Here is a 21,862-nt window from a genome sequence, read left to right as displayed (position 1 = left end):
CTTATCCAACCGCAATTATTCAGCTCATACGAATAATGAATTCGAATTATAGCCAATTATCAACTTTCACCAAATCAATATACTGGCTTCATCAAAACAATATTGGGACAGCCACTATGAAAACAGACAAAACCGTATATGTGATTATCGGCGGAGCATCGGGCATCGGTGCTGAACTTGCCAAGCAACTTGAACAGGAAAATGCTGTCATCCACGTCGCCAGTCGCAGAACAGGACTCGATATCAGTGATGAAAAATCCGTCTATCGGTATTTCGAATCTATCGGTGCTATTGACCACCTTGTTGTCACCGCAGGCTCCTTTGCCCCAGCGGGAAAAGCCATAGACGTCGACGCCGCAGAGGCCAAGGCGGCCTTCGACACTAAATTCTGGGGAAGCATTTTGGCGGTCAAACATGCTGCCCGTTACATCAAGCAAGGCGGATCGATAACCCTTACCTCGGGCATGCTGTCACGAAAAGTCGTAGCCAATACCTACGTCAAAACTGCTATCAATGCTGCATTGGAAGCTGTCACGAAGGTATTAGCCAAGGAGTTAGCGCCAATTAGAGTCAATACCGTCAGCCCGGGCCTAACCCAGACAGAAGCCTATAGCGGGATGCGTGACGAGGACAGGGCTGCCATGTACCAACGCAGCCAAGCTAGCCTGCCAGTGGGTAAAGTCGGCCAAGCCAGAGACATAGCCATGACTTATAAACTATTGATAAATAACACTTATATGACAGGTACTGTTGTCGATGTCGACGGCGGGGCGCTGCTAGGCTAGCGTCCAGGGGAAACCGCCCTATCCCATTGCTACTTTTGGTGCCTAGGCTGCAAAGTTCCACAAAAAACAAACACAAGAGCACCTTGAGTTCACTTATACCCACGAAATTTAAGAGCAACCAACTATGAATAAAGAAAAAATGCCGCTGCAGGTATGGATTTTGACGCTTGCAGCATTCGCTATCGGAACCGCTGAATTTGTTATCGCAGGAATACTTCCACAGGTCGCCAACTCGTTATCAATCAGCGAAGGGCAGGCCGGTTACCTGATCAGCGCCTATGCCTTAGCTATTGTATTCGGGGGGCCGATTCTAACCATTTATCTCGCCCGCTTTAACAAGAAGACCGTGCTGGCTGGGCTAATGGTGCTGTTCATAGCCGGTAACCTACTGTCTGCTTTTGCTCCCAACTATCTGGTACTCATGGTCAGCCGGGTCATCACCGGCTTGGTCCAAGGTCCTTTCTACGGTATCGGCGCCGTTGTCGCGACTAACTTGGTTTCAGAGAAAATGGCAGGCAGGGCTGTTGGTCAGATGTTCGCGGGCCTTACTCTCGCCAACGTACTCGGTGTACCCGGCGGTACCTGGATTGGCCTGCAATTTGGCTGGCACAGCACTTTTCTGACCGTCTCGGCCTTTGGCCTAGTTGCCCTTCTTTTCATCGCAACTTTCATTCAGGCTTCGGGACACGGAGAAGCGAAAGATGTAAAAGCCCAGTTGATGGCATTCAAAAACCCTATGTTGCTCATCAGTCTTGCCATCACGGTCTTTGCTTGGTCTGGTTTTATGACGCTATACGGCTACTTGGCCCCTATCGCGATGCACATCACCGGCTTTCCTGAAAACTCTGTCACTTGGATTCTCGTCATCGTCGGTATTGGCTTGATTATTGGCAATACCCTTGGCGGCCGTTCTTCAGATAAAAACTTACAGAAAGCCTCCATGTTCTGGGCACTGGCAATGATTGCCTCGCTAATCTTGGTTGGTCTGGCTATCGAGAGCAAAGTGATGTTCATCGCCGCCGCTTTTGTTTTCGGTATCACTTCTTTTGCCAACGTACCTGCGATGCAATTGAGGGTGATGAACCATGGCGGCGAAGGCCAAGAACTCGCTGCCACCGCAAATATCTCGGCATTCAACCTTGCCAATGCCTTTGGCGGCTTCCTTGGGGGCATGGTACTCGATAGCCAGTTGGGCGCTGCGATGATCCCCTACACAGCTATCGTAATCCCGCTGCTCGGATTGCTGTTCATTGCAGGAGCCAACCGCAGGGAAAACCAGCGGGCCTCTTTGACACCGAACTTGGGTCGCTAGCAAAACCCTTTCACCAATGAATTAAAAACCAATACTCCAGAATACATCAGTTGATATGCAGTCAGGCTCGATCTCGCCGAACTCTGGCTGCAATAACGAGGACACCACAATGAAACTATATATCTATGAACATTGCCCTTTTAGCGCCCGAGTTCGCTACGTCGCTGGCATGCTAAACATCCCACTAGATATCATCATCTTGGATTATGACGATGATAAAACCCCAACCGACATCATTGGCAGCAAGCAGGTCCCTATTTTAGTTAAAGACAATGGTTATACCCTGTCTGAAAGCCTCGATATTATTCACCATTTCCTAGAACTTGCTGACTCAACCGAGACACATCTGCCATCTGAACAAATTCTGAACTGGCAACGCCTAGCTTTCTTGCCACTGCAAAAAGTCGGCTATCCACGCTGGTCGAACATGGGCCTTATTGAATTCGTAAACGAATCAGCCCAAAAGGCCTGGCGTGCAAAAAAAGAAACAGAAGCACTTAACTTCGACACCTTGATTGCCGACACCCCGTCGATTGCAAAAGAAGTCGAATCACTGATTCTACAAGCGGGAAAGGTACTCAACCTGCCTTCCGATAATCAAATCAATTTGGTTGATCAAGCCATCATGTTTTCCATTCTCAGGGGCTTCTTTAGTACAGAAGAGATCCAGTGGGATGAGACTGTCAAAGAATGGATGGAATCTGCCAGCCAGAAAACTAACGTCATGCTACTGAAATAAGGGGCCACTAATGAGCAAGCTATTCGAACAAGCACAACTGAAACAACTGGCCCTTCAAAACCGTGTAGTCATGGCCCCCATGACCCGCGCACGCTCCAGCCAGCCGGGAAATGTCCCCAATCAAATGATGGCAACCTACTACCAACAGCGGGCAAGTGCCGGGTTGATCATTTCAGAGGCAACACAAATTTCTGATGACGCACAAGGTTACTCTTTCACTCCAGGCGTTTATGCTGACAAGCAGGTAGATGGCTGGAAAACCGTGACCCATGCCGTTAAATCACAAGGGGCAGCTATGTTTTGCCAACTTTGGCATGTAGGCCGTGTTTCCCATCCGGTCTTTCAAAATGGTGACAAGCCTATGGCTCCATCGGCCCTAGCCCCAGTCGACACTCAGGTCTGGATCGCCGATGAGCAAGGTAATGGCAACATGGTTGACTGTATTGAACCTCGCGCCATGACCCAAGCTGATATTGACAGAGTAATTCATGATTTCGCCTACTCGGCCAAACGAGCTGTAGAGGCTGGCTTCGATGGCGTTGAGATCCACGGCGGCAACGGATACCTCATCGATCAGTTCCTGCGCACAAACTCCAACCACCGTACCGACAACTATGGCGGCTCGCGTGAAAACCGGCTTCGTTTTTTACTGGAAGTAGTTGATGCAGTCAGCGCACAGATAGGTGCAGATAAAGTTGGTGTACGACTTGCCCCGTTCATTACCTTCAAAGACATGAACTGCCCTGACATTGTGCCCACTATCCTTGAGGCTTCAAAGCAATTTCAAGCCCGGGATATTGCTTACTTGCATTTATCAGAGGCAGATTGGGACGACGCCCCTGTCATCCCGGAGAGCTTCCGCAAAGAACTTCGTCAGTATTTTACCAATACGATTATCGTCGCCGGCAGGTATACCCAAGAGCGTGCCGATGAGATTTTGGATAAAGGTTTTGCTGATCTCATTGCTTTTGGCAGGCCATTTGTCGCCAATCCGGATTTGGTATCACGCATGGAAAACCAACAGCAGCTTTCAGAACTTGATGGCACAACCTTATTTGGTGGTGGTGCCCACGGTTACACAGACTACGCACCGTTGAATAAGTAATAATACCTACCACAACGCCCTGCTCATAAAGCGGGGCGTTGTGGTTCAAGCGGCAAAAAGTCTGGTTCCAGCCTTACTTACTGTTAGCAGTCACTTCGAAGTGAGGCCCGAACCGGTCATCAAACGAAACCTTTATTATCCTGCCGTTGCGGTAAGGTATCATTACTGTATTGTCTGTGTCATTGTGACTCTCAACCTCAATGTTATCGACCAATACTGGGATATCGTTGCCATTGAGCAAGGGAATGACCAGTGATATCACGGTAAAAGTCTCCCCTGCCTGAAGTGGCTGATAAGCACTGAACCACTCCCTGTTCTCCGGGTCAAAGGCGTTGTTCACCAGAGAAATCTCACTGCCTTGCGGGGTAGATGCAAAAACAACTAATGTATCACTGCCCTCTTTTTCGCCCAGCGGAAGTGCGTATGGTAGCATCCGCTGCTGACCGCGTAACAAGACCCAGTTATCGCCTGAGGCCGTCTTGAACTGCGGCAGCACCTGATAAATCACCCCGCCTTTGTGGTTCCCCCAGTAACTCGCTGTAGTAGAGATTGTATCTGACACCACCGCAATCCCATTATTTAATAGTATTACCTGACGCTTAGCTCCCACGCCATTGTACTGATATTGCTGGTAGTCAACGTATCCGTAGGCAGCATCTTGGGCTATACCCATCGCGTCGAAGCTATCGATGACATAACCATGGGAAGGCTGGTAACCCATCACTTCGACAAAGCGATCATTATTACCCGGTGCAGAAACTTCTTTGGACGGGTATGGCGCGCTCGGGTACGGGTAAGCGCCGGGATTGATGTAAATCCCGTTATTCTTATTCGCTTCCGACCAGCGTTTTAGCCTAGTTACGGTGTGGGCACCGTTAAAGATATATGTATCAAGGCCGGAGCGGTGGTCAACAGCCGCCTTATGTTGGGTGTAGCTTAAATCCATCAATAGATAAGGTGCACGGGGATGGTGTCCCGTCGATATCACCAGCTTATCTTGTACGTCAACAAAATCAGTATCTCCCCGTCCCAATAGCAACCCGTCGTATTCGCAACAAGAGGTGATTCTCTGTGTGGCACGGGAGGTAATATCAATATCAGCAGGCTTGGCCAGTAACACATCCAATGCATCTACCCCCAACGGCCACAAATCAGCTTCAAACGATTTGGCGGCTATCGCACCGTGCTGTTGCAGGTAAAAGGCTTCATATTTTCTGGCGACATATAGATAGAACGGGTTTTGCCATAGGCGATAGCCCATCTTGAGATCCCAAGGGAGGCTTCCCCCTGCCGACACACGGATTTGCTCGCTGGCGGTGGTCTCCATTGACTTTCCCCATTTCGCCGACTGCCCGCTGCTCATCACCGTACGGGCCATGCGATCCATCATTCTCAACAGGTGTTCTGAATTAACAACATCACTTTCCAGGCCATGGCGCAGGGCAATATTCAAAATAATATGGAAACCGGTATTGGCATCATAATGGGGTGAATTGTCACCATCGTAGGACATCTGGGTAACGTTCTCCCAAAAGGCCTCGAAGGCTTGTTTTACCTTGGGAAAGCGAGGGCTATCTTGATAGAGCAGGCTGATCGTTGATGCCACATCCATGGCAAAAATCTCTTTGTTATACCCCGTCGTGTAATAGGCATTGTCGTAGTAAGGAGCAGTCCCTTCAATATACGCAGAAATAAATGCCTGAAGGTTTTGCCTGAAAAGGTTTGCTTGCGGTGTATCAGCATCAAAGGCATCAAGCGCATACAGTCCCCACGCATAGTCCATATAATACCTGATGGGTGTAACCTGCTTTAAATCATTGATTTTATATTCGCTGTCAATGATTACCTGCTCGGCATGCAACCTCGCCTTCTCCCCCTCTTGCTGAAACCGCCTGACGACCTCATCTCGCCACTCTGGGAAGTAAACCTCTTCGGTCGATAACATTACCAATGTGCGCAAAGCACTTTTCGCATCGCCTTGTGCATTAATTTTGGTAATAAACTCCTCAATGAGCATTTGGCTATTACCCGCCGCATTTTGCTGTTCCAGATTGGCAAAATAATCGTCGTATACAGCCTGTAACTCTCTTTCCCTAGCAGTAATTTCATTATCGCTTTCAAGATGGGGTACATAGTCCAGAGGATAAACATGGCTTCCCAACGACAGTGAACCCTGACTTGAGTTCGCCAGCAGATCCAAGTCATTGCCATCACCATCCTTGCCGACTTCCTGATCGTCAAGTTTGTGGTTCAAGCTGAATACAAAACGATCAAGGGCAAAACCTTTCTCCCGATCTCGTATTTTAAAGCTAAGCGCCTTTCCTACATCCTCTTGGGTAACGACAAAGTGATTATTGATGCCGTACCAGAAGAACTTCCCTTCTGATGGGTTCGTCACAGGGTGTGACTCGAACTCACTGTCCTGCGGCATACGCGTCCCCAACATTTTATCTGGCTCCGCATCAAAGGCAGCGGCAGCATAAAAAGAATCTTCACCGCCGTAAGAGTCTGGTCCGCCACGTTCAAACAGCGAACTGCGGAAATACATTTTGTAAGTACCGGGAGTATTGAATATCAACTTATATTCAACTGTCGAACGCTGTTCTTTGGTGTCAAACCGCATATCAGCCAATAACGCCTGATCACCCGATGCCGGGAATTCACTCTCTTGCGGGAGGATATTGGTGCCAAATTCAGAAATGAATGCATTAATGTTGATGACGTTAAGCCCATCATTGTCGCCATAGTGACGTGTAATGCCTTGATAGCCTTCGGCCTCAAAAGCGATAAAGTCCTCATCAATACCTTGTACGTATGCATCGCCCGCATTGGCTAATGCCTGCGGAACAAATACCAGCCATAAAATATTTGAAAGGACAGGCGCTAGACGATGGAAAGCAGTCATTCTTCACTCAAATTAAACATGCACAAAAATGCCATTAAATAAAATGCTAACCATCTGTTCAATATGCTTAAATTGCCTGCCTCTCAATAATAGTGGTGAAAACCAGTGCTGCCCGAGGAAAGATGAATTATAAAAAATATATTTTTCATCTTTCCTACCTTTCTGCGGCAGATCTTTGCAGATAAATAGATCAAACAGGTTATCCAAATGACCGTGTAACTCAATACACATCCAGATCCTGTGCCATAACATATTTACCTTGGTAATATTGACTGAATTCATTGTCTACCGAAGTCGAACTGGTACCGAAATACAGGACATGGTTAAGTACCATCAACTGCGGTTTAATAATGTCACCAATGGTTGCCAATTGCTTAGTCGATGTATGTGCGGCTTGGTGGTATTTCTGCCAATCCGGTGTTCGCTTGGCGAGTCCTTTCATGCTATACACTTCGTGGATCAGAATATCGGCCCCCTTGTAATTCTCGATAACTTTCTCGTCATAGGTGGTATCGCCCGACACGACGATCACCCGATCAGGCGTGGTAAAACGGTAGCCGAGGGCGTATCCATCAGGCCAGTCACCATGGCGGGCATTAAAGGCTTCAACGGTTACATTGTCGTCTTTATACACCACACCCGGCTCACGAATAATCGTGGTGTTCACTTTATAGCCATCAGGGTTTGCCGGTTGGGCACCATTCATTCGGTGAGCAATATCTTTGTCAAAAGCTTTCAAGGTGTTGTTTACCAAAAAATTGGTGTTCGGTGGACCATACAGGTTTAAAGGCTCTTTGCGACCTAATACCCAAGGCGTTAGGATAATATCTGCGATACCCATTGTATGATCCGAGTCCAAATGGGTAAGAAAAGCGGTTTTAATAAATGTCGGGCGTAACGTATTCCCCGGAAAACCATCAAAGCCTTTTTGCCTAGCCGCATCGATTTGACGGGCAACACCAGGACCAAAATCAACCAAGTACACCTCACCATTGACAACAATCGCTACCGACTGGCCGGAGTGTTGTGCGTCGTTAAATGGCGTGCCGGTTCCCAGCATTACAACCTGAGTCACCTTTGACGGGGATATAGCCTGCGCAGACACCCCCAGACTCAAGCAAAAAGCCACCACCATGAAGCAAAAACGAAAAAGCATAGATTGTCTCATTTGTTTGAACACCTTTCAGTTAACATATTAAACAAATTATTAACAACTGGCATTCAAGATGTCCAATCTGCTGCTTGCACGTAAGAAACAGGTATGACGCTCAATTTGAGACATCTGGTACTTTTGGTATTGGAGTATTGAGAGCAGTATCAAAAAAAGATGGGAGAAATAAGTGCTACTTGAACTATTGTCGCGCCGATTCGATAAACAAAATTAAAATACCACCTCAATAGTAAAAAAAGATAACTACTCCAAACAATTTTCTAATAACAATAATCCACCCTTTATTATTCAAGTAATGTAGATATTTATATTGATTTTTAATCCGATTAATTTGAAGTGTAAATACGAATAGAAAAAGGAGGCCAAATACCTCCTTTGAGTTATTCGAGTTAAAATCACAAGAGATGCCTACAGAAAACTCTTTGCCCGATTAATGGCATTGATCACTTCGACCCTGTCCAAATCAGTCCGTTCGGTATCCAGCACTTGCTGCCAGGTATCAATGGCTTTTTGGTAACGGGCACTCAGGAAGTAATCTGACGCAAGCAGCATCAAGGCTGAAATATTGTCTTGGTCCAATTCCAACGCTCGGTCCAGCCAGGCTTTGCTTTGCGCGGTGAAGTGCTGCTTTTCTTGGTAGTAACTGGCTGTAGCCATCGCCGAATAAATATTGGACTGGGGCTCTGGAGCCAATCTCTGTGCGTAAAGGAATGCAGTACCTGCATTTTCAAACTCGCTGCTGTACATGTATGCATTGCCAAGCGCATACCACAACTCGCCGTTTTGGGTATCTTCGCGAAGTTTATCTTGGATCTCTTCAATACGCTTTTGGTTCAGCTCAGAAGCGCTCATCAACATATCGTCTGGCAGTGGTTGCTGGGCTTCTGGTCGCTTAACGGTATTTTTCGGCTCATGCCCCAAGAAGGCGTAGCTAGTGACGGAAACGACGGCGAGCACACCAACAAGCATCAACGAGAAAGGTGTTACCTTGCGATTGTGGCGGTAAGAGTGAACAATAATCAGTGCGGAAGCCATGACTAACAACAGCAGGAAAAACAATCCTTGGTAATTCAGCATTCCAGAAATCCATATAACGTAGTTGAAATACCAGTTTACCAGAGCCTGTTATTAGCGCCTGAAATTAATGCAGGATATTTAGCCTAGATCAAACCAAAAAGGCAACGCCAATGCGCTGCCTTTGCTATCTCATTAAGCGATATAAAAGAGAGTATCTCTTTGAGCTTACAGCTCAAAATCACCAAATGCGTCGTTTTCTACCTGACGTGCAAGGAAAGCAACCAAATCATCGTGACCGCCAATGTACTGACCATCCAAGATGATTTGTGGAACAGTGCGTACAACATTACCTGTTTGCTGCTCGATAAAATCAACCATTGTGGTTTTTGGAAGATCTGTTCCCAGTACCAAAGTGGTGTACTCGGTGCCGCGCTCGTCCAAAATCGCTTTGGCTCTTACGCAAAACGGGCAGTTCGGCTGGGTGATCACTAGGTTTTGGTAGCTAGCAAGCTGCTCCATCGTCATATCAGACATGATTACTTTCTCATTCAGGTGTTTTATTTAATGAGTAAGATATCGAATTGCTACTACCGCTGACAAGCCCAGATCCAAGCTAAAGCCACGATAGCCAATCATCCGCTGGCAATTTGCACAGGGATGCGCCGCCGACCAAAGGCTTTTTCAATCGGTTTAAACCGGCCAGCTAGTTGGTAGCCGCAATAATGACACTGCCCCTTACTGGTCAAGTGGCAATCGCCCAACTTATACCAATTACGTGAAAGGACGTTTTTACCACACCCTGGGCAATAAGTACTGTCACCTTCCTCATCAAAGATATTACCGACATAGGCATAATGCAGGCCATTGGCAATAGCAATATCCCGTGCCCTTTTCACCGTCTCTGGCGGAGTGCGCTCTTTGTCGAGCATTTTGAAATCAGGGTGGAAGGCACTGAAATGAATGGGAACATCCGGCCCTAAGTTATCATATACCCAACGGGTGAGTGCCTCTATTTCTTGCGGGCTGTCATTTTCATCAGGGATCAATAAGGTAGTAATTTCAAACCACACATTGGTTTCATGTTTTAGGTACAGCAAGGTGTCGAGCACCGGCGCGAGATGACCGCTGCAAATTTTGTGGTAGAAGCGTTCAGTAAATGCCTTGAGATCGATATTGGCTGCATCCATGTAGCGATAAAACTCAATCCTCGGTTTATCACTGATATACCCTGCACTGACTGCCACACTGTTAATCCCCAACTCACGGCAGGCTTGCGCGGCATCGACTGCATACTCCATAAAGATCACCGGATCGTTATAGGTAAAGGCAATGCTATCGCACCCATAACGCTTGGCAGCCTGCGCCAGTTGCTCTGGCATCGCTGATGAGCCGAGAGTGTCTATCTGGCGGGACTTACTGATATTCCAGTTCTGGCAAAATTTACACCCTAGATTGCAACCTGCTGTACCGAAAGAGAGTACCGAGCTGCCAGGGTAAAAATGATTGAGTGGTTTTTTTTCTATAGGATCAATACAAAAGCCACTGGAGCGCCCATAACTGGTTAAAACAATTTCTCCCTCGTGGGCCTGCCTAACAAAACATGCTCCTCGCTTGCCATCCCGAAGCCGACATTGGCGCGGACAGAGATCACACACAACCCGGCCATCATCGAGTCGATGCCAATATTTTGTGGGATAAAATTCAGGAGGTTGGCGCATGATAGTCCCTTAATGGTTATCTTTTTGAACTGAACATATTGATGTTGCTCTGATTTCTGCCATCTGGAGATCAATAAGGTATTTTTGTTCCTATACTTAAGATTAGTCCAGATTTTAAGACTCTATCGGTAGGTATCTTATGAATACGCGTCCACCAGCTGTCGCTGGCCGGTTCTATTCTCACTCAGCCCAATACCTAAAAAGCCAAATGGATGAATGGCTTAAGCCCACACAGCACCATACGCCAATTCGCGCTTTGATTGTCCCTCATGCAGGGTATGTCTTTTCAGGCAGTGTCGCCGCTGATGCTTACCGTTATCTACTTCCTGAGGCCGATCGCATCCACCGGGTAATACTTATCGGCCCCAGTCACCGCCACTATTTCCAAGGCTGTGCCATCCCCGCTGCAGACTATTTCGAGACCCCGTTAGGTAAAATCAAAATTGACACACAATTTGTTGAAAAGCTAAAGGAAATAGATGATATTGAAGTATCGGATCAGGTTCATGCCCTAGAGCACTGCCTCGAAGTGCAATTGCCTTTCCTGCAGTCATGTTTAGATGACTTCACCCTGTTACCGCTCTTGACCAGTAATGTAAATCCGGCGCATGTCGCCAAGCTCCTTGATGCCCTGTGGCAAGGTGAAGACTGTCTACTTGTTATCAGTAGCGATCTAAGCCACTTCCATACCTATTCGGAAGCCCAGCGCATTGATAGCCAAACCTGCAACATGATTGAAAACTACGAGCCAACTTTGGTTCCAGAACAAGCTTGTGGATCAACCGGCATCAATACATTGCTACTGCTAGCCAAACAAAGGGGATACACACTTACACGTAGGACATTAATAAATTCCGGCGACACTGACGTCGGAGATAAGGAGAGAGTCGTAGGATATGTCAGCTATCTCATTTCAGAACCTCAATAAAGGTGAGCTAACCCAACTTTTGGATGTGGCTCGCGATGCCATTCGCGGCCATTTCGCAGATGATCTTCCCCAGCCTCCCCGACTTGATTTATACGGCAAGAAACTACTCCAACCTGGAGCTTGCTTTGTTACCCTAACGGTTGATGGCGAACTGCAGGGTTGCCTAGGGACAACCGTGGCCCACTCCCCACTGGTTATGGAGGTCCATAATAAGGCCCGTGCTAGCGCTTATCAGGATCGCCGTTTCATGCCGCTAGTCGAAGAACAACTCGATGGTTTAGTGGTCGAAGTGTCGGTTCTGACCCAACCGGAAGATCTCGATGTCGACTCCGAGCAAGCCCTCATCGACTACCTAAAAAACAACAAAGTGGGTCTCATCCTCTCGGACAACCACCAGCAGGCACTCTTCCTACCGCAAGTGTGGGAAAAGTTGCCTAAGCCAGAAGACTTTATCCGCCAGCTAAAACTCAAAGCCGGTTGGAACGCTGTGTACTGGTCACCGTCGATGAAAGTTCAAACCTTTGATGTAAATAGCATCAGTGGTAAGTATCATTATTAGATGCGGGGTCCTAGGTTCTAGGTTCTAGGTTCTAGGTTCTAGGTTCTAGGTTCATCAAGATTTGAGCTTCAGACCTAAATGCAAGCGCCCCTGTAAAAAGGGGCGCTGCTCTGAACTATTTATCTGCCTTTAGGTTTTACTTCGTCATTAAGCCATAGGGCTTGCCGGTGAATATTTCCGGCTGCTTCTGAATGGTTGGCACTGCATGGGCACCTTGCCAGTCCAGCAGCATGATAGCGAGGACATTGCGGTGCTCGCCATCTAGCAGATCGGTGCTGCCATTAACTGCCGGTATAATGCCCGCCTGACGATTAAGGGAGCGCTGGATAGCCTTGCGGGTCTTCTCAACCACTGGATCATTCTCCAAACCTGCCAGCAAGAAGTTGATCCCCACTTCCGCAATCACATCTTCCTTAGAACGATCGATAATGGTATCGATATTGTCGCGGTAGTAGTCGTAGATCCATTGGTGATCCGACTCTTTGACTGGGTGCTGGTAGTAGCCAGTATCGGCAAAGATGATGTGGGTCAGACCATACACCTTGTTCATGAACTGCTGATCGGTCAACTGATCATCTTGGCTGTCTGGGTATGTCGCTTTGAATGCCGTAGTAAACTCCTCGACGACATCCTGTTCGCCTAACTGACGTAGCCAATAAACCTGGTTGGCCAATTGAGCCGCCCACGCCCTGATCATTTCAGGATCGGTCGCATACTTTTCGAAGTCATACCGGCGGATCACTTCTCGCAATTTCGCATCTTCGCGGTGCTTCAGGCCATACTCGTTGGCACGTGCCATCGAACCTAACAGGTCAACACCAAGGTAGTAATACTCCGGCTGGTCTTTGGTCGCTTCGTAACGCAAATCACTACGTACATCATCTTTTATCTCGTAGCGAGCGAGACGCTGTGCAGAATACTCGGCAATTTGTTCAGGCGTATTAACTTCGGTGGCAAAGTAATTCAAACGGCTGGCAACACGGGCCATGTCTGACCATATTGCTGCTTGGTATTTAGGATCTTGGGTTTGGCGGTACATTCGCAGGCCATAGTGGCCCATTTTGAAAGCAGGAAGGGTAAAAAGCTGGCTTTCATAAGTCTGGCGGATACGCTCAGCGTCTTGCTCAAAACTGGCTTGCTCTGCAGCTGACGTTGGACCGGAATTCAGGGTCAGGCCTTGCTCGGCCGCTGACTGGACATCAGCCCAAGCCACCGACGAGGAAACCATTGCCCCGACCACCAGCGAAGGCAATATTCTCCGATGAAATACCTTCTGTAATTTACTGCTTCCCCGTCCCATTGAAGACTCCCTGCTCATTCCGCTAAACATTTAGCCAAGACGCTAGCAAAGCCTTACATCTATTACGTCAGAAAACTGTAAATTTATGCTCGCAGATGTGATCGAGATAACAATAGCAAAAAAGACCTCCCGTTAGGGGAATTAGAGTATCTAAGACATCAATGCCTCCCGCTCATTCTATAATTTCACGAAAGGTCAGGTTAATACGCGGCGTGTCAACTCGCTGGGTTTTAGGTACCGCATGTTGCCAATAGGTTTGCAGATCCCCTGCCATCACCAAGAGTGAACCATGATTAAGCTGGTACTCTTGTTTTTCCTTGCTTTGTTTATGCCGCAATACAAACCGCCGCGTAGCGCCAAGGCTGACTGAGGCGATAACGGGCTGCTCGCCCAGTTCGGGTTCGTTATCTTGGTGCCAGCCCATTGAATCTTTGCCGTTACGGTAAAGGTTTGCCAATACAGAATTGAAATTCACCCCCAATAGCTCATTCAGCTGCTGGCGAATAACCTGCAGGGTCGGCGTCCACGGGTCTGGCTGCATGGTCAACCCTGAGTAGGTGTATACCGCCTCGCCACACCACGCCTGCAACCTTGGTTGCCACACTTCTTTGCCGAAGATAACGATCTTTTTCTGTTGCCAATTGAGTTCATCTTCAAGCCGCTGGTAACACTTATCAGCCAATGAAGATTCGAGGAAGTGCGGGTGCCAATACACCCGCCCTTGAGGCAAGCTTTGCCAATAACCATGGTTGGCTGCACTTGAACTAATGACGCTCATCGATAGGGATCCATTCTTGATGCTCTGGGCCAATATAGTCTGCGCTAGGCCGGATGATGCGATTGTGATCGCGTTGCTCAAACACATGGGCGGCCCACCCCGTGACCCGACTCATCACAAAAATCGGGGTAAACAGTTTGGTCGGTATTCCCATAAAGTGATAAGCCGAGGCGTGGAAGAAATCTGCATTGCAGAACAAGTTCTTCTCGCGTTTCATCACAGCTTCCACCCTGACAGAAATATCATAAAGTACAGGATCGCTGGCATCTTTCGCGAGTTTTTCAGACCAGACTTTAATCAAGGCATTACGGGGATCAGATTCGCGGTAGATAGCATGGCCAAAGCCCATGATTTTTTCTTTATCCTCAAGCATCTTCATAATGCCCGATTCTGCCTCATCCGCTGACTGCCATTGCTCAATCATATCCATGGCCGCTTCATTCGCACCGCCATGCAATGGCCCTCTCAAAGTACCAATCGCCGCACAGACACAGGAATAGATATCAGACAGGGTCGACGCACACACCCTAGCGGCAAATGTCGAAGCATTAAATTCATGCTCGGCATATAAAATAAGCGAGCAATGCATGACTTGCTTATGCATATCAGGTGGCGTTTCACCGGTTAGCATTTTCAAAAAATACCCGGCAATACTGTCTTGGTCGCAATAGGTCTCTATCCTTACCCCATGATGACTATAGCGGTACCAGTAACAAATAATGGCGGGCAGCAGAGCCAGTAGCCGGTCTGCTTTGTCGTACTCTTCGCTAAAACCATGCTCTTGTTCGAGGTTACCTAACATCGAGCACCCTGTACGCATCACATCCATCGGATGTGCATCGGCCGGGATCTGCTCCAACACCAACTTAAGTGCAAGAGGGAGGCCCCGGTAGGAAATCAACTTGGTTTTGTAGGCGGCTAGTTCAGCTCGAGTCGGTAGTTTGCCTTTGAGCAGCAGATAAGCCACCTCTTCAAACTCAGCATGCTGCGCCAAATCGGAAATGTCGTAACCACGATAGGTTAAGCCAGTACCGGTTTTTCCCACCGTACACAGTGCCGTGCTGCCGGCAGTTTGTCCGCGTAAACCTTCTCCGCCAAGCGGCTTGAGCGAATCTGGCATGGTGCCCCTCCCTGTAAAATCAAGGTTAATACCCAAATAAACTAGCTTTGTTATATTCAAAAGCCTAGGTCAGGAAACACCATAAAACCACTCGTAGCGTGCTTATAAAGCTCTTTATTTCAGCGCGATATCTACCCATACCAAACGATGATCAGAGCCCGCTTGAGGTCGCTCCCTCCCGCGTTCATCCGTGATCAAATGCCGAAGTGGATCTTTCTTGTCAGGCCAAAACACCCCGCTTTGCAGGATGTCCAAGTTGGCTGACGGCAGAACATAATCAAGCCGCAATCCCGATATGTGCGTCCATTCACTTGGCCGTCCCCGGCGTTGCTGCCACGGCCTAAGGAAGCGCCCTCCCAAACTCTTGGGAGTCATTCGCCCCGAAGACGCCGTACGATGAACTTTCGGATGCAACAGCAGATCACGGATCGCTGTTTTGATGCCATCGCCATCAGCCATATCGGCATTGAGATCACCCAATACGACAAAGCGGCTATCAGGCTTGAGTCCACCCGCTTCGCCCTTATCATCAACAAGATAGTCGGCATCCTCAAGGATGTTTTTCAGCAAGACCAATTCATCATGGTTGCGGCGGGCATTGCGCTTTTCATGCCCATCAAACACGGGGGGCGTTGGGTGGCAACACACCAAATGAAGGTGCTGGCCATCAACCTCTACCGGAACAACGACATGGTTTTTCGAAGACAAACGAAGCTCAGCACTTGCCTGTTCGGAGTAATAACCTTCCGGCATCTGATGGCCCGGCAAATCTCTCCATAACAAAGATTGCCAACTTTTTATCTCTTTATCGACAATAGGGAAACGTGACAAGATGACAAAACTAAAATGGCCATGATGCTCGCCAAACCCTTGGGCATCATTGGGCAAGGTGATCTTTCCGTCGCCATCAAGGTCATTGACCATTGCCATCCCGGTATTCGAAGGCGGGCAATAGCGGTATGGGTAAGACACCGCATTTTGACCATGCTGAGGAACAGCCAAGTATTGCTGGCAAAATTGCTCTAATGCACCATCATCCCCTCCCTCTCCGGGGTGGTCGAATTCACACAACATCAACACATCAGGGGCGACATGCTGGATAATAGCGGCAAGTTTAGTGAAACGCTCATGATTAGGCTGCTTCAGCTGCCTTAATATTTCCCCTTGAACCGGGTCAGACATGGAGATATTAAACATGGCAACACGGGCACTTGTTGGCAAGGTACCCGAAGAGGGTTGGTGGAATGAAGAGGTATGCAAGGGAGATCACTCACGACTGTTTTAGAAACATCAGTATACCCACTTCTGATAACTCACTCATCAGAAATGGGATACTAAGTTAATGAAATTACTACTCTGTCAACTGAGTGATAGCCATTCTTATCTGTTTGGCATCGGATTCGGCTCGATGTTGCACTGGACCAAGTTCAGCCATGATCTGCTGGAAATGTGCCCTATCAATGCCATTTTCCTGTAATAGCCATAAACCAACTTCGGTCAGGGTAAACGATGGCCTCATATGGGCAGCGTGATACAAACGGCCCAACCAGAATAAATCCCACTGGCTATCACAGAAAACAAGTTCGTATTTTCCTAACACGGCATTAAGGTGCTGGCACACATCAACCACCTGAAGCCCTTCTTCATGCAACTTCTGGCGCGAGATTTGATGAATTTCCAACTCCGCATGATCATCCCAGTGTTGCCAGGGATCACCAGCCGTTAACGGGTTGATGAGTAGACTGTTCGCAGAACCATCTGGTAGCGAGTATCCCACCTCAATCGGGTAGGATTGTCCGGAAAGACCGGATGCTTCAAAATCCAATGTTGCCCACATTGCACTCTCCCTGATGCGATTATGAGTACTTACCACCAATACCACGACTTCCTGTCAAAAAACTGTATGGTAAGCGATTAAGGCATTTTTATTACCTTACTTAATGGTAATAGCAGATGCCTGTGATGTACTCAATAAATGTAGTAGGAAACATGAGGTTGATGGGGAAAAAACTCAATTTCCTCAATTTTGATACAGTGTTTGAAACGCTAGCCGCCTTATTTCGGCATGCCCTAAACAAATGGTTTTAAAGCGCAAACGGGTTTGTTCAGGCCAACACATTGAATTACACTCAAGGTATTATTTTTAACCATTTCAAAATCAAAATGGCACCAGTTATTGGCTTTGCGGGTTACAGTGGCTCTGGCAAAACAACCCTCCTTGAACACCTCATTCCATTATTAAAATCAAACGGATTACGAATTGGCTTGGTCAAACACAGCCACCACGATATCGACCCAGACAAACCCGGCAAAGACAGCTACCGACTCCGTCATGCCGGGTGTAGCCAAACGCTGCTAGCCACCAAAGCCCGGCACATGCTCTACTTTGAATACCCAGCACCTGAACGTGATGAACCTCAGCTCGATGAGTGCCTGTCGCAACTCGACCATAGTAAATTAGACTTAATTCTGGTTGAAGGTTTCCGTGATGAGCCGATTGCCAAAATCGAAGTTCACCGACCAAGTTACGGCAAGCCGCTATTTTATCCTCAAGATAAAAACATTATTGCCTTTGCCAGCGATGAACCCGCGCCTGAGGGATGCCTACTTCCCTATCTAGATTTGAATAGCCCACAAACTGTAGCGGATTTCATTGTGCAGTGGCTTCAGGAAGGCTAAACGTTTATTGAACATTCAGATCTTCACAACTATCTTCATTACGATAAAGGGAACAGTGAGCATTTCGAATATTGGGAGCCGGTAATGAAAAACAAGCTATTCGTTTTAATACTTTCTTTAGGTTTAGGGATAAGTTTTCCAACGTTCGCGGATAGTGGCCTCATTACCGTGCAGAGCCCCCATTCTGTCCAAGAAACCGTTGAAAAACTGAAGCAGGTGTTGGATGAAAAAGGCATGACGCAGTTTGCCCATGTCAAGCACAGCCAGTCAGCCAGCGAAGTCGGTGTTACCCTTCGTCCCACTGAGCTACTCATTTTCGGCAACCCCAAAGTCGGCTCTATACTCATGGAGTGCCAACAGACAACAGCAATTGACCTGCCGCAAAAAGCCTTGGTGATGCAAAATAGCGATGACGAGGTTTGGGTTTTATACAACGACCCGGCCTATATCGCCGACCGCCACCACATTGAAGGAAAAGTCGCTAAGTGCGATTCAACCATTGATAAAGTGGGCAAAGCACTAGCAAATATTATGAAGGCTGTAACCGAGCCCCAATAGGTATTTCCTTTAATACAAAGCTCCCCCTCAAATACAAAAACGCCCCATCAAGAACATGAGGGGCGTTTTGTTTATTAACCAAATTGTGGTGCTTACATTGAGGGGAGTTTAAATCGCCCAACCACCGGCGTAGAAGGCTATCAGCACAATAGCGATGATTACAGTACCGACATTTAGGCGTTTTGCTTCACCAGAAATTACACGACCAATAACGAGAGAACCAAAGCCAAGCATAATACCGGTAACGATGTTACCTGTTAGTACGATAAATACCGCACAGACAAGACCAGATAGCGCATCAACAGAGTCAGCCATATCCAACTTGCTAACATTGCTCATCATTAGCAGACCAACGTACATAAGCGCTGGCGCTGTAGCATAAGCTGGCACTAGGTAACTGATAGGTGATAGGAACAATAGCAGCAAGAACAAGCCACCGACTACCGTTGCAGTCAGGCCAGTTTTACCGCCTGCTGCAGTACCCGCTGCAGATTCAATATATACCGCCGCTGGTGCACCACCGACGAAGCCTGCAAAAATACTACTGACCGAGTCAGAAGTCAGAGCTTTACCGCCATCAATGATCTGGCCATCTTTATCAAGCAGGTTAGCTTGGCCTGCAACTGCGCGGATTGTACCGGTTGCATCGAAGATCGCAGTCATGACCAATGCCAATACACTTGGGATCACGATTGGGTTCAATGCCCCCATGATATCCATGGTGCCTAGTAGCGATTCACCCTCAGCGCCAAACGATGGCATCGCAAATAAGCCCTGGTAAGTCACGTTCGGGTCGAAAATCAAACCGAAGATTGAAATAGCGATAATGACCAATAAGATACCGCCTGGTACGCGGCGCTTTTCAAGGCCGAAGATAGCCGCCAAACCGACGATAGACATGATAACAGGCAGTGATGTGAACTCGCCCAGCGCAACAGGTAGGCCTTCATGCGGGTTCTGAACGACCAAGCCAACACCGTTAGCGGCGATCAACAGCAAGAACAGACCGATACCGATACCCGTACCATGAGCAATACCGAATGGAAGATTGGTAAGTATCCACTGCCGTACACCAGTAACGGTAATACCCGTAAACACGACACCCATCAGGAATACCGCACCCAGAGCAACCGGAATGCTGATCCCCTGCCCTAATACCAAACTAAAGGCAGTAAAGGCGGTCAGTGAAATTGCACAGCCAATCGCCATCGGCAGGTTGGCCCATAGGCCCATCAATAGTGAACCGAAAGCGGCTACCAAACAGGTCGCGATAAACACCGCACCTTGGTTAAAACCAGCGGCACCCAGCATACTCGGTACAACGATAACGGAGTAAACCATTGCCAAAAAGGTCGTCAGACCGGCAACGACTTCCTGTTTGACACTACTACCGCGCTGGGAGATTTTAAAATACCCATCCAACCCGCCTTTACGGGGTGTGTCTTCTGCTACAACTGTAGATTCATGATGAATCGAACTATTTTCAGACATGATGTGATTCCTTGTAAAATTTAGCGTCAGGCTCGCAGCCTGATCACCTTGAAAAACGTTGAGCTTCCTCTCAACCCGCCCCGTCGCAATCGATTGCTTTTTTGGGGCTGTGACTTGTCTGTCACGTTAAAAATGTTGCTGACTTTTATCGACACAACCCCAGTAATCAGAACCCATCAATTTCCTAAAATGGAATATCCCTAGAGTGAAAACCGGGGCTGGGCAAGGTAAATTGGCGGCGATTATACGCTTTGCTCACCCTGCATTGTCAAAAACTTATTTTCCGGCGAAACCGTTTGCGCAAAATTTAACCTCGCTCGTACACTAAGCGACCGTCTACGTAAGTTCGGTAGATGCTTCGGTCGTCACCTAATGTCATTAGCATGAACAGTTTCTCGGCCAAATCTTTCGAGCTGTCATAGCGAAGTTGCTGCAATGGCGTCGAGCATGGGTCGATGATGACAAAATCGGCCTCTTTGCCTACTTCGAAGTTACCGATCAGGTGATCCAACGACAGTGACTTCGCGCCACCCAGCGTTGCGAGGTAAAACGCCTCGAAGGCCGACAAGCGGTGCTGCTGCAATTGCATCACTTTGTAGGCTTCGTTGAGGGTTTGCATCATATTGAAAGTGGTGCCTGCGCCAATATCGGTCCCCATCCCCACTTTTACCTTGCGCTTCCAGGCTTCCTGCAGCTTAAACAAGCCACTACCTAGGTAAAGGTTCGAAGTTGGGCAGAACGCAACGGCAGAGTCGGTTTCTTGTAGGCAATCCCACTCTTCGTCTTCAAGGTGGATACAATGGGCAAAAACACTCTTCGAACCTGTCAATCCATGGTGGTGGTACACATCAAGGTAGCCATCCTGCTCAGGGTAAAGCTCCTTCACCCAAGCGATTTCATTCTTGTTTTCACATAGGTGGGTGTGCACATAGGCATCTGGATACTCTTCCTTGAGCTTTCCTGCCATCGCTAGTTGCTCTGGCGACGAGGTTGGAGCAAAACGCGGGGTGATGGCATAGAGCAAACGTCCACGCTTGTGCCAACGCTCAATCAATTCTTTGGTTTGGTTGTAACCAATTTCTGGGGTATCGAGCAGGTATTCTGGCGCATTGCGGTCCATCATCACCTTACCGGCAATCATCCGCATGTTTATTTTCTCGGCTTCCTCAAACAGCGCATCTACCGATTCAGGGTGAACCGTACCGAATACCAAGGCAGTGGTAGTACCGTTGCGCAGTAGCTGCTTGATAAAGAAGGTCGACATTTCGCGGGAATAGTCTTTGTCTTTGTACCTGGCTTCCGTCGGGAAGGTGTAGTTATTCAACCATTCCAGCAGTTGCTCACCGTAAGCACCGACCATTTCGGCTTGTGGATAGTGGATATGGGTATCAACAAAGCCTGGCATCACAATCTTGCCGGGATAACTACGGATCCTCACTGTCGGCGGGATTTGATCTTTTCCATCTTCCCATTCGCCAACCCATTCAATACGGCCGTTGTCGACTAGCATCAAGCCGTCTTCGATAAAGCGAATGTTCTGCTCTATGTCCTCAGGCTTGTCGACAACCTTGGCAATATCCAATATCGACGCTCTAATTGCTTTCACTGATTGGGTATATTCCATGATTACCTCTTATCTTTTCTGGCTGGACAGTGGTAGGGTCACCGTTAATTCCAGCACTGTCATTTTTCAAATT

The 21,862-nt window shown here is 47.9% G+C and carries 20 protein-coding genes; 8 read left to right on the top strand and 12 right to left on the bottom strand.

The annotated features are described in order from the left end of the window. Positions 1-116 precede the first annotated feature (116 nt). The 4 genes from C9J01_RS19650 to C9J01_RS19635 all read left to right on the top strand — a co-directional run bounded on the left by C9J01_RS19650 (position 117) and on the right by C9J01_RS19635 (position 3,941). Positions 117-785 (top strand): SDR family oxidoreductase, encoded by a 669-nt coding sequence (locus C9J01_RS19650; protein ID WP_107299835.1) that lies wholly within the window; start codon positions 117-119, stop codon positions 783-785. A gap of 124 nt (positions 786-909) precedes the next feature. After that, the gene (locus C9J01_RS19645; RefSeq protein ID WP_107299834.1) at positions 910-2,097 is read left to right on the top strand and encodes an MFS transporter; all 1,188 of its coding nucleotides are present in this window, start codon (positions 910-912) and stop codon (positions 2,095-2,097) included. Between the two features lie 109 nt (positions 2,098-2,206). Further along, complete coding sequence (locus tag C9J01_RS19640; protein WP_107299866.1) at positions 2,207-2,836, top strand: GrxB family glutaredoxin; 630 nt, start codon at positions 2,207-2,209, stop codon at positions 2,834-2,836. A gap of 10 nt (positions 2,837-2,846) precedes the next feature. Further along, positions 2,847-3,941 (top strand): alkene reductase, encoded by a 1,095-nt coding sequence (locus tag C9J01_RS19635; RefSeq protein ID WP_107299833.1) that lies wholly within the window; start codon positions 2,847-2,849, stop codon positions 3,939-3,941. 73 nt (positions 3,942-4,014) lie between these two features. Here the strand turns inward: C9J01_RS19635 and C9J01_RS19630 are convergent, their stop codons facing one another. The 5 genes from C9J01_RS19630 to amrS all read right to left on the bottom strand — a co-directional run bounded on the left by C9J01_RS19630 (position 4,015) and on the right by amrS (position 10,752). Continuing rightward, entirely contained in the window at positions 4,015-6,846 is a 2,832-nt protein-coding gene (locus C9J01_RS19630) for a hypothetical protein (protein ID WP_107299832.1), read from the bottom strand. Between the two features lie 220 nt (positions 6,847-7,066). Then, complete coding sequence (locus C9J01_RS19620) at positions 7,067-8,014, bottom strand: MBL fold metallo-hydrolase (RefSeq protein ID WP_107299830.1); 948 nt, start codon at positions 8,012-8,014, stop codon at positions 7,067-7,069. Positions 8,015-8,425: 411 nt separating this feature from the next. Further along, positions 8,426-9,094: a TPR domain-containing protein gene (locus C9J01_RS19615; protein ID WP_201797847.1), complete on the bottom strand. Its 669-nt coding sequence runs from the start codon at positions 9,092-9,094 to the stop codon at positions 8,426-8,428. A 165-nt stretch (positions 9,095-9,259) separates the two neighbouring features. Continuing rightward, on the bottom strand, positions 9,260-9,568 hold the full coding sequence (locus C9J01_RS19610) for a glutaredoxin domain-containing protein (RefSeq protein ID WP_107299829.1): 309 nt from the start codon (positions 9,566-9,568) through the stop codon (positions 9,260-9,262). 98 nt (positions 9,569-9,666) lie between these two features. Further along, positions 9,667-10,752, bottom strand: coding sequence for an AmmeMemoRadiSam system radical SAM enzyme (gene amrS / locus C9J01_RS19605; protein ID WP_107299828.1), 1,086 nt, complete (start codon positions 10,750-10,752; stop codon positions 9,667-9,669). A 139-nt stretch (positions 10,753-10,891) separates the two neighbouring features. Here amrS and amrB point away from each other — a divergent pair, with 139 nt between their 5' ends. Both amrB and amrA read left to right on the top strand, forming a co-directional pair. Next, positions 10,892-11,680, top strand: a complete 789-nt coding sequence (gene amrB / locus C9J01_RS19600; RefSeq protein ID WP_107299827.1) for an AmmeMemoRadiSam system protein B — start codon at positions 10,892-10,894, stop codon at positions 11,678-11,680. Beyond that, complete coding sequence (gene amrA, locus C9J01_RS19595; protein ID WP_107299826.1) at positions 11,649-12,239, top strand: AmmeMemoRadiSam system protein A; 591 nt, start codon at positions 11,649-11,651, stop codon at positions 12,237-12,239. Before amrB ends, amrA begins: the two co-directional genes overlap by 32 nt. Positions 12,240-12,375: 136 nt before the next feature. Here the strand turns inward: amrA and C9J01_RS19590 are convergent, their stop codons facing one another. The 5 genes from C9J01_RS19590 to C9J01_RS19570 form a co-directional block, all read right to left on the bottom strand. Next, on the bottom strand, positions 12,376-13,467 hold the full coding sequence (locus C9J01_RS19590) for a DUF3541 domain-containing protein (RefSeq protein WP_107299825.1): 1,092 nt from the start codon (positions 13,465-13,467) through the stop codon (positions 12,376-12,378). Positions 13,468-13,711: 244 nt separating this feature from the next. Further along, positions 13,712-14,317, bottom strand: a complete 606-nt coding sequence (locus C9J01_RS19585; protein ID WP_107299824.1) for an alpha-ketoglutarate-dependent dioxygenase AlkB family protein — start codon at positions 14,315-14,317, stop codon at positions 13,712-13,714. Continuing rightward, positions 14,304-15,437, bottom strand: a complete 1,134-nt coding sequence (gene prpC, locus C9J01_RS19580; protein ID WP_107299823.1) for a bifunctional 2-methylcitrate synthase/citrate synthase — start codon at positions 15,435-15,437, stop codon at positions 14,304-14,306. Before prpC ends, C9J01_RS19585 begins: the two co-directional genes overlap by 14 nt. 114 nt (positions 15,438-15,551) lie before the next feature. Further along, positions 15,552-16,697: an endonuclease/exonuclease/phosphatase family protein gene (locus tag C9J01_RS19575; protein WP_336596080.1), complete on the bottom strand. Its 1,146-nt coding sequence runs from the start codon at positions 16,695-16,697 to the stop codon at positions 15,552-15,554. A gap of 91 nt (positions 16,698-16,788) precedes the next feature. Next, the gene (locus tag C9J01_RS19570) at positions 16,789-17,274 is read right to left on the bottom strand and encodes a hypothetical protein (protein WP_107299822.1); all 486 of its coding nucleotides are present in this window, start codon (positions 17,272-17,274) and stop codon (positions 16,789-16,791) included. A 326-nt stretch (positions 17,275-17,600) separates the two neighbouring features. On the opposite strand from C9J01_RS19570, the gene mobB reads away from it, so the two are divergent. Both mobB and C9J01_RS19560 read left to right on the top strand, forming a co-directional pair. Beyond that, positions 17,601-18,116 carry a molybdopterin-guanine dinucleotide biosynthesis protein B gene (mobB, locus tag C9J01_RS19565; protein ID WP_107299821.1) on the top strand — a complete coding sequence of 172 codons (516 nt, stop codon included), beginning with the start codon at positions 17,601-17,603 and terminating at the stop codon, positions 18,114-18,116. Positions 18,117-18,200: 84 nt separating this feature from the next. Further along, on the top strand, positions 18,201-18,674 hold the full coding sequence (locus C9J01_RS19560; RefSeq protein ID WP_107299820.1) for a DUF302 domain-containing protein: 474 nt from the start codon (positions 18,201-18,203) through the stop codon (positions 18,672-18,674). 108 nt (positions 18,675-18,782) lie between these two features. On the opposite strand, the gene C9J01_RS19555 is transcribed toward C9J01_RS19560, so the two are convergent. Beyond that, positions 18,783-20,165, bottom strand: coding sequence for an NCS2 family permease (locus C9J01_RS19555; protein ID WP_187462451.1), 1,383 nt, complete (start codon positions 20,163-20,165; stop codon positions 18,783-18,785). 307 nt (positions 20,166-20,472) lie between these two features. Continuing rightward, the gene (gene guaD / locus C9J01_RS19550) at positions 20,473-21,789 is read right to left on the bottom strand and encodes a guanine deaminase (protein WP_107299819.1); all 1,317 of its coding nucleotides are present in this window, start codon (positions 21,787-21,789) and stop codon (positions 20,473-20,475) included. Positions 21,790-21,862: the final 73 nt, after the last annotated feature.

The sequence above is a fragment of the Photobacterium rosenbergii genome (assembly GCF_003026455.1).
Taxonomy (GTDB): domain Bacteria; phylum Pseudomonadota; class Gammaproteobacteria; order Enterobacterales; family Vibrionaceae; genus Photobacterium; species Photobacterium rosenbergii.
The sequence above is the reverse complement of the archived record's forward strand: the minus strand, read 5'-3'. Positions and strand labels throughout refer to the sequence as shown.

Coding starts and splice junctions, on each gene's coding strand:
- C9J01_RS19645 (WP_107299834.1), top strand. CDS start 910: ATGAATAAAGAAAAAATGCCGCTGCAGGTATGGATTTTGACGCTTGCA.
- guaD (WP_107299819.1), bottom strand. CDS start 21,789: ATGGAATATACCCAATCAGTGAAAGCAATTAGAGCGTCGATATTGGAT.
- amrB (WP_107299827.1), top strand. CDS start 10,892: ATGAATACGCGTCCACCAGCTGTCGCTGGCCGGTTCTATTCTCACTCA.
- mobB (WP_107299821.1), top strand. CDS start 17,601: ATGGCACCAGTTATTGGCTTTGCGGGTTACAGTGGCTCTGGCAAAACA.
- C9J01_RS19560 (WP_107299820.1), top strand. CDS start 18,201: ATGAAAAACAAGCTATTCGTTTTAATACTTTCTTTAGGTTTAGGGATA.
- C9J01_RS19610 (WP_107299829.1), bottom strand. CDS start 9,568: ATGTCTGATATGACGATGGAGCAGCTTGCTAGCTACCAAAACCTAGTG.
- C9J01_RS19615 (WP_201797847.1), bottom strand. CDS start 9,094: ATGCTGAATTACCAAGGATTGTTTTTCCTGCTGTTGTTAGTCATGGCT.
- C9J01_RS19620 (WP_107299830.1), bottom strand. CDS start 8,014: ATGAGACAATCTATGCTTTTTCGTTTTTGCTTCATGGTGGTGGCTTTT.
- C9J01_RS19570 (WP_107299822.1), bottom strand. CDS start 17,274: ATGTGGGCAACATTGGATTTTGAAGCATCCGGTCTTTCCGGACAATCC.
- amrA (WP_107299826.1), top strand. CDS start 11,649: ATGTCAGCTATCTCATTTCAGAACCTCAATAAAGGTGAGCTAACCCAA.
- C9J01_RS19585 (WP_107299824.1), bottom strand. CDS start 14,317: ATGAGCGTCATTAGTTCAAGTGCAGCCAACCATGGTTATTGGCAAAGC.
- C9J01_RS19590 (WP_107299825.1), bottom strand. CDS start 13,467: ATGGTTTCCTCGTCGGTGGCTTGGGCTGATGTCCAGTCAGCGGCCGAG.
- prpC (WP_107299823.1), bottom strand. CDS start 15,437: ATGCCAGATTCGCTCAAGCCGCTTGGCGGAGAAGGTTTACGCGGACAA.
- C9J01_RS19650 (WP_107299835.1), top strand. CDS start 117: ATGAAAACAGACAAAACCGTATATGTGATTATCGGCGGAGCATCGGGC.
- amrS (WP_107299828.1), bottom strand. CDS start 10,752: ATGCGCCAACCTCCTGAATTTTATCCCACAAAATATTGGCATCGACTC.
- C9J01_RS19635 (WP_107299833.1), top strand. CDS start 2,847: ATGAGCAAGCTATTCGAACAAGCACAACTGAAACAACTGGCCCTTCAA.
- C9J01_RS19630 (WP_107299832.1), bottom strand. CDS start 6,846: ATGACTGCTTTCCATCGTCTAGCGCCTGTCCTTTCAAATATTTTATGG.
- C9J01_RS19640 (WP_107299866.1), top strand. CDS start 2,207: ATGAAACTATATATCTATGAACATTGCCCTTTTAGCGCCCGAGTTCGC.
- C9J01_RS19555 (WP_187462451.1), bottom strand. CDS start 20,165: ATGTCTGAAAATAGTTCGATTCATCATGAATCTACAGTTGTAGCAGAA.